9 protein-coding genes and 1 riboswitch are annotated in these 11955 nt (G+C 60.3%); all 9 genes read left to right on the top strand.

Annotation, left to right across the window (positions count from 1 at the left end; all coding sequences use genetic code 11):
• Positions 1-412: 412 nt before the first annotated feature.
• A riboswitch (M-box (ykoK) riboswitch) is annotated at positions 413-591 on the bottom strand.
• Positions 592-751: 160 nt separating this feature from the next.
• Positions 752-1792 carry a phenylalanine--tRNA ligase subunit alpha gene (pheS, locus tag FHX76_RS06210; RefSeq protein WP_167148948.1) on the top strand — a complete coding sequence of 347 codons (1041 nt, stop codon included), beginning with the start codon at positions 752-754 and terminating at the stop codon, positions 1790-1792.
• 2 nt (positions 1793-1794) lie between these two features.
• The gene (pheT, locus tag FHX76_RS06205) at positions 1795-4326 is read left to right on the top strand and encodes a phenylalanine--tRNA ligase subunit beta (protein ID WP_167148946.1); all 2532 of its coding nucleotides are present in this window, start codon (positions 1795-1797) and stop codon (positions 4324-4326) included.
• Positions 4327-4626: 300 nt separating this feature from the next.
• Positions 4627-4872, top strand: a complete 246-nt coding sequence (locus tag FHX76_RS06200; RefSeq protein ID WP_167148944.1) for a hypothetical protein — start codon at positions 4627-4629, stop codon at positions 4870-4872.
• Positions 4873-5042: 170 nt separating this feature from the next.
• Positions 5043-6089 (top strand): N-acetyl-gamma-glutamyl-phosphate reductase, encoded by a 1047-nt coding sequence (gene argC, locus FHX76_RS06195; protein ID WP_167148942.1) that lies wholly within the window; start codon positions 5043-5045, stop codon positions 6087-6089.
• A complete protein-coding gene (argJ, locus tag FHX76_RS06190) occupies positions 6086-7240 on the top strand; it encodes a bifunctional glutamate N-acetyltransferase/amino-acid acetyltransferase ArgJ (protein WP_167148940.1) in 1155 nt (384 codons plus the stop codon). Before argC ends, argJ begins: the two co-directional genes overlap by 4 nt.
• Positions 7240-8187 carry an acetylglutamate kinase gene (gene argB, locus FHX76_RS06185; protein ID WP_167148938.1) on the top strand — a complete coding sequence of 316 codons (948 nt, stop codon included), beginning with the start codon at positions 7240-7242 and terminating at the stop codon, positions 8185-8187. Before argJ ends, argB begins: the two co-directional genes overlap by 1 nt.
• A 52-nt stretch (positions 8188-8239) precedes the next feature.
• Positions 8240-9454 (top strand): acetylornithine transaminase, encoded by a 1215-nt coding sequence (locus FHX76_RS06180; RefSeq protein ID WP_167148936.1) that lies wholly within the window; start codon positions 8240-8242, stop codon positions 9452-9454.
• A gap of 121 nt (positions 9455-9575) precedes the next feature.
• Positions 9576-10499 carry an ornithine carbamoyltransferase gene (argF, locus tag FHX76_RS06175; protein ID WP_167150386.1) on the top strand — a complete coding sequence of 308 codons (924 nt, stop codon included), beginning with the start codon at positions 9576-9578 and terminating at the stop codon, positions 10497-10499.
• Between the two features lie 151 nt (positions 10500-10650).
• On the top strand, positions 10651-11862 hold the full coding sequence (locus FHX76_RS06170; protein ID WP_167148935.1) for an argininosuccinate synthase: 1212 nt from the start codon (positions 10651-10653) through the stop codon (positions 11860-11862).
• Positions 11863-11955: the final 93 nt, after the last annotated feature.

The following is an 11955-nucleotide window of genomic DNA, read 5'->3' as shown; positions in this document are numbered from 1 at the left end:
TAGAAATCGACGCCGTTTTGGGCGCGACAAACCGGGCTATCCTCGCCTGGTTGAGCTCTCTGAGGGAGGGCCTATGCGAGGTTGAAGCCGGATGTTCGCCAGTTGGAGGCGTCTTCACGGAGAATATGGGTTGCGGTTGCGCTCAATGAGCAACTATGCGGGTCATCCACAGTGGATCCACCTCCTTCGGTCGAGGAATGTTGGGCGCGTTTTTCCTGATTATTCGCCAACGTATGTTGGCTGCAACAACGGCAACCGGTGGAGTCAACGCGTGGCATCACTGGTTGCGGCTGTTCGCTAGGAAGCCTGATGGGCGCTCAACCTTCAGGCGCAAGCGTCTGAACGGGATGCACATTTCTGCGAATGTGTTGGGCGACCAACGCGCGAGTTCGTATGAACCCGCCATGCTGACCTAGCGCCTCCATGTAAGAGCTTTGGCACTGCACGACGTATCCAATTGCTGATCGCATTTGGAAGCCACTTTGGGTAACCCCTTAAACCGGGGAGACCTGTCCTAACCTTGGGCATCTCTCGATGTCGTCAGATCAGTGGCCTGTGTTCGTGCAGGAGCCTCGCCTAACGAGGTGCTGCGGTGGCAACCCTACGCGCACCCCATTCCCGCTGTCAACCCGAGTTGCGCGACAACGCGTTGGGTGCGTGCCACCAGTGGTTGTCTTTCGTTCCCCAACGAGTCCTCACCTGTCTGAGGCGCCTCGAGCTCCTCGCGCATTCTCCGGTAGCATTGATTCTTGTGTCAGAGACCAACCCAATTACCGAAGAAGCCGTAGAATCCGCCACCGCGCAAGCCCTGGCCGCTCTCGAAACGGCCACGACGTTTGCCGACCTCAAAGCGTTGCGCGCAGCTCACACGGGGGAGTCTTCTCCGCTGTCTCAGCTCAACGCGCTGCTGCGAAGCGTTCCTAACGACCAGAAAGCCGCAACGGGCAAGCTCGTTGGCCAGGCCCGTGGTCGTGTGAACCAGGCTTTTGCGGCCCGCGAAGAAGTGCTCAAGGCAGAAGAAGAGCGCGCGAAGCTTGCGGCAGAGGCCGTTGACGTGACCGCGGCCCCATCGCGCTGGCGCGCTGGAGCCCGCCACCCACTTGCCGCGCTCCAAGAGGTAATCGGCGACATCTTTATTGGCATGGGCTGGGAAATCGCGGAGGGACCAGAGCTCGAAAACGAGTGGTTCAACTTCGACGCGCTTAACTTCGGACCTGATCATCCTGCACGCGCCATGCAAGACACATTCTTTATCGACCCCGTCGAAAGCCACCTGCTGCTGCGCACGCACACGTCGCCTGTGCAGGTTCGGGCGTTGCTCGAGCGTGAGCTGCCCGTATACGTAGTGGCCCCCGGCCGCGTGTATCGCACCGATGAGCTTGACGCGACGCACACGCCAGTGTTCAGCCAGGTTGAGGGCATCGCCATTGACAAGGGTCTGACAATGGCGCACCTCAGAGGCACGCTTGAGCACTTTGCGCGTCAGCTGTTTGGTGAAGAAGCCAAGATTCGACTTCGCCCTAACTTCTTCCCGTTTACCGAGCCGAGCGCCGAGATGGATGTGTGGCAGCCAAACGCCAAGGGTGGCGCCCGCTGGGTTGAGTGGGGTGGCTGTGGCATGGTGAATCCCAACGTGCTGCTGGCCGCCGGCATTGATCCCAACGAGTACCAGGGCTTCGCCTTTGGTATGGGCATCGAACGCACCCTGCAATTCCGCAATGACCTCAACGACATGCGCGACATGGTTGAGGGAGATATTCGCTTTAGCTCACAATTTGGAACGGTTATTTAGTCATGCGCATTCCTCTCAGCTGGTTGGCTGAATACGTTGACCTGCCCGCAGACGTCACCCCTGAGCAGCTGCATGCTGCCCTCGTGAGCGTTGGGTTTGAAGAAGAAGACATCCACCGCTCAGGCGTTACCGGCCCAGTTGTGGTCGGTCAGGTCCTTGAGCGCACGCCAGAGCCACAGTCAAACGGCAAGACCATCAACTGGTGCCAGGTTCGGGTTGCGCCGGAGGGCCAGCAGGCCGCCGACGGTGGCGAGGATGTTCGTGGCATCGTCTGTGGCGCCCATAACTTTGAGCCGGGTGACAAGGTTGTTGTTACCCTTCCCGGCGCGGTCCTTCCCGGCGATTTTGCCATCGCCGCCCGCAAGACCTACGGTCACGTGTCTGACGGTATGATTGCTTCTACCAAAGAGCTTGGCCTCGGTGACGAGTCAGATGGCATCCTTGTGCTCTCCGAGATCGGTCTTGACCCCGAGGTTGGCGAGGATGCGAAGGCCCTGCTTGGCCTAGACGAGTCCGCCATCGAGGTCAACGTCACGCCCGACCGCGGTTACGCGTTCTCTATCCGCGGCATCGCCCGCGAGTACTCGCACGCCACCGGGGCTGCCTTCCGCGATCCGGCGCATGCCGTCACCCCTGCGGATGCCGCTGGCTTCACCGTGGTTGTGAACGATGAGGCGCCGCTTCGTGGCAAGAACGGCGTTAGTGTCTTTGTCACTCGCGTCGTTCGTGGCATCGACCCAACACGGCCAACGCCGCAGTGGATGTCGACACGCCTTGCGCTCGCGGGCATCCGTTCGCTTTCGCTGGTCGTTGACATCACCAACTACGTCATGTTGGAGCTCGGCAACCCCATTCACGGCTACGACCTCGACAAACTCACCGGTGGCATTACGGTGCGCCGCGCCACAGCGGGGGAGACCCTTGTCACCCTCGACGATCAGAAGCGCAAACTGCATATCGAAGACCTGTTGATTACCGATGATTCTGGGGCCATTGGCCTCGCCGGAGTCATGGGCGGCGCGTCTACGGAGATCAGCGATACGACCACAAACGTGCTCGTTGAGGCCGCCGTTTTTGACCCGATTACGATTGCCAGAAGCGCGCGGCGTCACAAACTGCCAAGCGAAGCTTCAAAGCGTTTTGAGCGAGGCGTTGACCCGCTGGTATCGATCGCAGCAGCCCAGCGCGTGGTTGACCTGCTGGTCGAGCTGGCCGGTGGAACTGCCGACGATCTTGGTTCGGTGCTTGCAAGCAGCGAGTCAGCAAGCCCGATTTTCTTGGCTGACGGGTTTATCGCCGGGCTGATCGGCGTTGACTTCAGCGATGCCGAGGTTCGCGACACCCTGACGGCCATCGGTGCGACTGTGGCGGATGCCGATGGTGGGTTGAGCGTGACGCCGCCGTCCTGGCGTCCAGACTTGACCTTCCCCGCCGCGCTGGCAGAGGAGGTTGCCCGAATCGTTGGGTATGACCGCATCCCATCGGTGCTGCCGATTGCGCCCCCAGGGCGTGGACTGACGCGCACGCAGCAGCTGCGTCGCTCGGTCGCTCACACCTTGGCGGCGGCTGGCTCAACCGAGGTCTTGAATTACCCGTTTGTATCAGCGGCGGCCAACGCCCAGTACGGCTCCCCAGAAGCGGGAGTGCAGCCGTCGATCAAGCTTGCCAATCCACTCGACAGCGAAGCTGGCCTGTTGCGCCGGTCGTTGCTGCCTGGTCTGCTGCAGACGGTCTTGCGGAACCAGTCGCGTGGTCTGACCAACCTGGCATTGTACGAGCTCGGAGCGGTCTTCCTGCCAGAGCCTGGTGCTCAGTACGGGGTTGTTGAGGTGCCAGCACTTGGTGTGCTTCCGTCAGGCGAGACGCTCGCAGCGTTGAACGCAAGCATCCCGCCGCAGCCGCTCTATGTCTCTGCGCTGTTGACAGGCGCTGCCGTGCAAAAACAGGCCGGCATCCAGCAGCGGTTCTTTGACTGGACTGACGCGTTAGATATTGTCCGTCAGCTTGAGCTTGCCGCTGCCGTCGATATTACGGTCCGCCAGGGATCCCACCAGGCCTTCCACCCAGGCCGCACGGCAGAACTTGTTGTCACGATCGACGGCGCTGAGGTTGTCGCTGGATACGCTGGCGAGCTTCTGCCAGCTATTGGCGAAGAACTGAAGCTGCCGCACCGCATCGCGGCGGTCGAGGCGAACCTTGACCTCCTGATGGATGCCTCCAGGCGCGAGGTCGAATACGTTCCGATTTCGTCGTATCCAGCGGCGACGCAGGACCTGTCATTGATTGTGGATCAGTCCGTTCCAGCCGGTGACGTTATGAGCGCCATTATTGTGGGCGCTGGTTCGCTCCTTGAGGAGGCAAGGCTCGTAGACGACTATCGAGGCGCCGGGCTTGAGGAGAACCAGAAGTCGTTGACGTTTGCTCTTCGCTTCCGCGCCCCTGACCGCACGCTGACTGCGGCTGAGGCAAATGAGGCAAAGCTGGCTGGCGTTGCCTCTGCCACAGAACGCTTTGCCGCAGTGCTCAGGGAGTAACACCGTTACGATGCTCCGGCTCCTGCCGTGCACTCAACCGCGTTTGCAGTTGTTGTATGCGGCAGGAGCCGTTTTTTGTGTCTGCTCGATGTCCTTTACGGGTGAATGAACTCAAAAAATGCGAGCGAATATTGCAGAACCCCGTAATGTTTTGCCCTATTTCGGGTCTTTATATATGAGCAGGTAAACACTGCTCAACTTTTTGCATATTCGACAACAAACCCCTACATGTAGGGGTTCTTGGAGTCCGCAAAAGGTATATTTTGTGTTCCCACCCCCCCATGAACGAAAGGACGACGTGTGCATTTTTCTCACGTTGCAGCGGGTGGCGTATGTCAGGTAACTCCACAGCACCGAACAACAGAACTCACGGTCAGCCGTCTGCGCTTTGAGCGCACAACGCAAGACCGAATTGAGACGACGTTGAAGGTGCTGTTGGGGCAGCTGACCGATGAAGAGGCGGCCTTGCGGCTGTCCGTCCCGCTTGATGACATTGTGATGTGGGTCAACCGACTCCAGCGCATGCCAGAAGGCCTTTTTCGGTAGCGTATGTGCATCGTGAGCCGGGTTGTGACCCGGCCGCGACGAGGAGCATAGCCCTGACTGGCCGCTCCGCATGAGACCCCCCCACGAGTATCCCCCCTCCTTGACGATTTCGCCTGCCCAGATTCTTTGCCGTGTCGCTATGAGCTCACGAACCCGAGTAGATTGATTCTGTGACCTATTCAGTAGCTGTAGCGGGTGCGAGCGGATATGCCGGAGGCGAAGTCCTTCGGCTCCTGTCCGCGCATCCCAACTTCACCGTGACGACCGTAACTGCCCACTCCAACGCTGGGCAGCGACTTGGCGATGTGCAGCCTCACCTCAGGTCCCTCGCCGATCTGGTGTTACAGCCAACAACTGCTGAGGTGCTTGACGGGCACGACGTGGTGTTTTTTGCTCTTCCGCACGGCGCCTCTGGTGCGCTTTCTGAACAGCTAGGCGCATCGACGCTCGCCATCGATTGTGGCGCAGACCACCGTCTCACGAGCAAAACAGACTGGGATGAGTTCTACGGCGGAGATTTCGCAGAGCCGTGGGTATACGGCGTCCCTGAGCTCCTGACCGTTTCCGGAAAGCAGCGCGACAACCTTGTTGGCGCGACTCGTATCGCGGCCCCCGGCTGCAACGCGAGCACGGTAGCGCTTTCCCTCGCGCCGGGTATCGCCGCCGATGTGATTGAAGCGTTTGATATCGTCACGGTTCTTGCTGTTGGCCCTTCTGGCGCAGGCAAGAGCGCCAAGGTTCACCTGCTCGGTAGCGAGTTGATGGGCAGCGCAAATCCGTATGCGGTCGGTGGCACGCACCGACACATCCCAGAGATTAAGCAGGCACTCAGAGGCGCCGGTGCCGGGGACGACATTACGGTCTCGTTTACTCCAGTGCTTGTGCCAATGTCGCGCGGTATTCTTGCGACCTCGACGGCACGTCTGCAACCGGGAATGACCGAGGCAGATGTGCGTTCAGCTTGGGAACTCGCCTATGCAAGCGAGCCGTTCGTTCATGTCCTCCCTGCCGGCCAATTTCCTCGATCAGCAGACACCCTCGGCGCAAATACCTGCCTCATCGGGCTTGCCGTCGATGAGGATGCCGGACGCGTGGTCGTTGTTGCCGCTCTCGATAACCTGGTCAAGGGCACCGCCGGTGCCGCCATTCAGTCGGCGAATATCGCACTTGGACTGCCGGAGACAACCGGCCTGAGCACAGATGGAGTTGCACCGTGAGCGTAACTGTTCCCTCCGGATTCCGGGCGTCAGGGGTTGTTGCCAACCTCAAGTCCACCGGCAAACCAGATCTTGCCCTCGTCCAGAACCTCGGGCCGCGACACTCGGCTGCGGCCGTGTTTACGGGCAACAGGGCCAAAGCGAATCCCATCATTTGGAGCGAACGCGTCATTGCCGACGGCGTCGTTTCGGCGATCATCCTGAACTCAGGCGGGGCCAACTGCTTTACCGGTTCCTTTGGATTCCAGACCACCCATCAGACGGCTGAGGCCGTTGCTGATGCGCTTGGCGTCTCGGCTGGCGATGTACTGGTGTGTTCTACCGGCCTCATCGGCGTTGGCGACCAGGAGTTCCGCGACAAGATCATCAATAACGTGCCTGCGGCAGTCGAGGCGCTGAGCGAAGACGATGACAGCGCGCAGCTCGCGATTCTCACGACCGATTCGGTGGCCAAGACGGCAACCTATGCGGGTGACGGATGGTCGATCGGCGCAATGGCGAAGGGTGCAGGCATGCTTGCCCCCGGCCTCGCCACCATGCTCGTAGTGATCACAACCGATGCTGATCTCAGCTCGGTTGAGTTGAACCATGCCCTTCGCGAGGCAACGCGGCTGAGCTTCGACCGGCTCGATTCCGACGGGTGCATGTCGACGAATGACCAGGTGACACTCATGGCATCCGGTGCCTCAGAGGTTATCCCGGTTCTCGCCGACTTTATCGAGGCGCTCAAATCGGTCTGCTCAGATCTCGCCCGCCAACTCCAGGGCGATGCAGAGGGCTCAAGCCATGACATCGACATCGAAGTGATTCATGCGAAGGACGAGCACGACGCCGAAGTTGTTGGCCGCTCGGTCGCAAGGAATAACCTTTTCAAAGCCGCGATCTACGGAAACGACCCAAACTGGGGCCGGGTACTCGCCGCAATCGGCACAACCGATGCGACGTTTGACCCCTATGCGGTCGATGTGAGCATGAACGGCGTTCGTGTGTGTCATGCCGGCGAGCCCGATCAGCCTCGAGAAATGGTTGACCTCACTCCACGTCACGTTTCGGTACTCATCGACCTTAAATCTGGCGACGCAACCGCAACCATCCGCACCAACGACCTCACGAAGGAATACGTGCACGAGAACAGCGCTTACTCAAGCTGATGAGTGTTAATACCCCTGCACTTGACCAGGCCGAGGCCTCACTGAAGGCCGAAGTTCTTATCGAGTCGCTTCCGTGGCTCAAGCGTTTCCGTGACCAGATCATCGTTATCAAATTTGGCGGCAACGCAATGGTGAGCGAAGAACTCACTCGCGCCTTTGCCGAGGACGTTGTGTATCTGCGTTACGCCGGGCTCAAACCCGTTGTTGTGCACGGCGGAGGCCCCCAGATCTCGGCAATGCTTGACCGTCTTGATATTCAGAGCGAGTTCCGCGGCGGATATCGGGTGACAACTCCCGAGGCGATGGATGTCGTTCGCATGGTGTTGACCGGCAAGATTAACCCGCAGTTGGTTGGCCAGATCAATGAGCACGGCCCGCTTGCGACCGGGCTGTCCGGTGAGGATGCCGGCCTCTTCGAGGGCCAAAAGCGAACGGCAGTGATCGATGGCGAAACCGTCGACCTTGGTCTTGTAGGCGACGTTGTTTCGGTGAGCCCCGCAACCGTACTCGCCCAGCTCGAAGCCGGTCTCATCCCGGTTATCTCGTCGATTGCTCCAGATCGTGACGTTCCTGGCAGCTCACTCAATGTGAATGCCGATGCCGCTGCCTCGGCCCTTGCCGTTGCCCTCGGCGCAGCCAAACTGGTCATTCTCACCGATGTCGCCGGTCTCTATAGCGACTGGCCCGACACGACCTCACTCGTCTCGACAATCGAAGCTGAGGAACTGCGCGAGCTGCTCCCGTCGCTTGAATCAGGCATGATCCCAAAGATGACGGCATGTTTAGATGCGGTTGACGGCGGCGTCGAAAAAGCCGCCATCATCGATGGTCGTGTTGCCCACTCCATCCTGCTCGAGGTCTTCACCTCGCGCGGAATCGGAACAGAGGTCTACAACTCCCAGCGCGCTGAACTTCAGCTTGAGCGTGAGCGACGAACGAACGGCTAGCTTCTAGCCGCCACCCCCGTTCATCCGTTTACGATCACAAGAAGGATTCACCGTGTCATCTGCTCCGTCATCACCGTCCACCTGGCAGTCCGAATATCAGCATTCGCTCGTCAACACATTCGGCATCCCCAAAGAACTTCTCGTGCGTGGCGAAGGCTGCCACGTCTGGAACGAGGAGGGCAAACGTTACCTCGACTTCCTTGCCGGAATCGCGGTCAACTCACTCGGCCACGCGCACCCAGCTGTCGTCGAGGCGGCAGCCACGCAAGCCGCCACCCTCATCCATGTGTCAAATATTTTTGCTTCGCGCCCGCAGATCGAACTTGCGGAGCACATCATTCGTCTTTCCGAGATCGGGGAGACGGGGCGGGTGTTCTTTGGCAACAGCGGTACCGAAGCAAATGAAGCGGCGTTTAAGCTGGCACGGCTCCACGGCGGTCCAGGACGCCCGCGCATCCTCGCGCTGGAGAATGCATTCCACGGGCGCACGATGGGTGCCCTCGCGCTCACCGGCAAGCCTGCCATGCGCATTCCCTTCGAGCCGATGCCGGCCGGTGTTGAGCATATCCCGGCGACGATCGAGGCTCTCGAACACGCGCTGAGCGGTATCAACGGCGATCAAGTTGCCGCGCTCATCGTCGAGCCTATCCAGGGAGAAACGGGCGTTCACCCGCTTCCAGATGGCTACCTCAAGCGTGCTCGCGAACTCACCACCGCCGCCGGCGCGCTGCTCATCATTGACGAAATTCAGACGGGGATCGGCCGCACCGGCAAATGGCTTGCGTTCCAGCACGAGGGAATCGTGCCTGACGCGTTTACCCTTGCGAAGGGGCTTGGTGGGGGAGTACCAATCGGGGCCCTCGTCACGGTCGGCGAAGCATCGCAGCTCTTTGCGCCTGGCCTCCACGGCTCAACGTTTGGCGGCAACCCATTTGCGACGGCCGTCGCCGGTGCGGTGCTCAGCGAGATTGAGTCCGAGGGGCTTGTGGATGCCGCTACCAAGCGAGGCGAGCAGCTGCGTGTCGGCATCCTTAGCCTGAACTCCGACCTCGTCGAAGGTGTTCGAGGCAAGGGGCTGCTGCTCGGCATCGCGCTTGGCTCTCCCATTTCTGCCGCAGTTGCCCAGGCGTGCCTTGAACGCGGGCTGATCGTGAATGCCCCGAATGATTCGACCATTCGCCTCGCGCCACCGCTCATCATTGGCGACTCGGAAATCGAGGAGTTCCTCAGCATCTTTGCCGAGGCGTTGTCCTCTGCCCACTCCTGAGACACGTTCGGCCTGACGCGCGCCTCACCCATCTTCGTTTTCTGCTGAGGAGGGGTGAGGCACCCGTTTTCCCCATTTCCTGTTTGACGGCCCGCGCGGCCCACCGAGTATTGTAGGTATGATGACCAGGCATTTTCTTCGTGACGACGACCTTTCTCCCAGCGAGCAGGCTGAGGTCCTTGACCTAGCACTCGCGCTCAAGGCCGACCGCTTCTCGCGACGACCCCTCGAAGGGCCGCAGACCGCTGCGGTCATTTTTGACAAGACGTCGACCCGCACGCGCGTGAGCTTTGCCGTTGGCATCGCCGACCTTGGCGGTGTTCCGCTTATCATCGACAGCCAGAGCAGTCAGATGGGTGGCAAAGAGTCGATCGCCGATACCGCTCGGGTGCTTGAGCGAATGGTTGGCGCAATCATCTGGCGCACCTACGCGCAGTCCGGTCTTGAAGAAATGGCAGAGGGAACGACGGTTCCTGTTGTGAACGCGCTGTCGGACGATTTCCATCCCTGCCAGATCCTTGCCGACCTCCTCACCATCCGCGAGCACAAGGGCCAGCTTGCAGGGCTCACCATGGCGTACGTTGGCGATGCCGCGAACAATATGGCGCACTCATGCCTGCTTGGCGGAGTGACCGCCGGCATGAACGTCCGCATTGCCGGCCCCCTCGGCTACCAGCCAGAGCCCGAATATGTTGCGGATGCCCTTGCCCTCGCTGACACCGTTGGCGTCGACGTCTGGATCGGCGAAGATCCGATCGAAGCCGTGACCGGCGCAGACGTCGTCATCACTGATACCTGGGTGTCGATGGGGCAAGAGGACGAAAAGGCCGAGCGCATCAGCATCTTCTCTGAGTATCAGGTAACCGAAGAGCTGTTCGGAAAAGCCAACGATCAAGCGATCTTCCTGCACTGCCTTCCCGCGTACCGCGGATTTGAGGTGGCGGCTGGCGTTATCGATGGTCCGCAGAGCGTGGTCTGGGACGAGGCGGAGAACCGCCTCCACGCCCAGAAGGCGTTGCTCACCTGGTTGCTTGATCAGCAGTAACCGGCAACACCCTCGTGGTGCGGCCGTGACGAACGGTCAGACGCGCTGCTTCGCCCCACTCGGGGCAACAAACGGGGGCGCGAGTGCGGCGCACCACACCCAGACCGCACAGTAGACTTGAAACAGACTCACAAACACAGGAGATTGGTCAATGACGGAACGCGTTGTTCTTGCGTATTCAGGTGGACTCGACACCTCGGTTGGTATTGGTTGGCTGAAGGATGCGACGGGTAAAGACGTCGTCGCCATGGCCATCGATGTTGGCCAAGATGGCGAAGACATGGAACTTGTTCGCCAGCGAGCACTCGACTGTGGTGCCGTTGAGTCGGTCGTCATTGACGCCAAGGATGAGTTCGCAAACGATTACCTGGTGCCCGCCATCAAGGCCAACGCCATGTATCAGAAGCGTTACCCGTTGGTTTCGGCGCTCAGCCGTCCCCTCATTGCCAAGTACCTTGCCATGACGGCCAAGGAGCACGGCGCTGACAGCGTGGCTCACGGTTGCACCGGAAAGGGCAATGACCAGGTTCGCTTTGAGGCGGCCGTGGCAGCGATTGCCCCTGACCTGATCTCGCTTGCGCCCGTGCGCGACTTTGCGCTGACCCGCGACAAGGCGATTGTCTACGCGGCCGAGCACAACCTGCCCATCGAGCAGAGCAAGAAGAGCCCGTACTCGATCGACCAGAACGTTTGGGGCCGCGCCGTTGAGACCGGCTTCCTCGAAGACCCCTGGAACGCCCCCATTGAAGACCTTTACACCTACTCGCAGGATCCTTCAATCCCGCGCGAGGCAACCGAGGTCACCATCACGTTTGACCAGGGTGTTCCGGTTGCCATCGACGGCAAGCCGGTGACGCCGCTGCAGGCCGTTGAGATCCTTAACAAGCTTGCCGGAGACCAGGGTATCGGACGCCTCGACATGGTTGAGGATCGCCTCGTTGGCATCAAGAGCCGAGAGGTGTATGAGTCGCCTGCTGGCCTCACCCTCATCGAAGCACACGAGCACCTCGAAGACCTCACCATCGAGCGCGAGGTTGCTCGGTACAAGCGCCGCGTCGAGGCTGAGTGGGCCGAACTGGTCTACGACGGCCTGTGGTTCTCCGGTCTCAAGCGTGCGCTTGACGCCTTCATCGACAACACGCAGCGCTACGTTTCCGGTGAGGTTCGCATGAACCTGCACGCCGGAAAGGCCACCGTCACCGGTCGCCGCTCTGACCAGAGCCTGTACGACTTCGACCTTGCCACCTACGACACCGGTGACACCTTCGACCAGTCACTTGCAAAGGGCTTCATCGAGCTGCACTCGCTGCCAAGCAAGATCTCCGCGAAGCGTGATCTTGCCATGGGCAACGACATCAAGTAGGTCACGAACGTCGTGAACCGCTCATGGTGCGGGACGATCAGCGGATGCTGTTCCCGTACCATCGTCGGGCGAACGTGAACTAGGGGCGTTCCT

The sequence above is a fragment of the Lysinibacter cavernae genome, assembly GCF_011758565.1.
In the GTDB taxonomy this organism is placed as follows: domain Bacteria; phylum Actinomycetota; class Actinomycetes; order Actinomycetales; family Microbacteriaceae; genus Lysinibacter; species Lysinibacter cavernae.
This window is presented reverse-complemented; position numbering and strand designations above follow the sequence as displayed.

Bases quoted from the DNA above. Each gene is read 5' to 3' on its own strand.
- pheT (WP_167148946.1), top strand. From the start codon at position 1,795: ATGCGCATTCCTCTCAGCTGGTTGGCTGAATACGTTGACCTGCCCGCA.
- argB (WP_167148938.1), top strand. From the start codon at position 7,240: ATGAGTGTTAATACCCCTGCACTTGACCAGGCCGAGGCCTCACTGAAG.
- FHX76_RS06170 (WP_167148935.1), top strand. From the start codon at position 10,651: ATGACGGAACGCGTTGTTCTTGCGTATTCAGGTGGACTCGACACCTCG.
- argF (WP_167150386.1), top strand. From the start codon at position 9,576: ATGACCAGGCATTTTCTTCGTGACGACGACCTTTCTCCCAGCGAGCAG.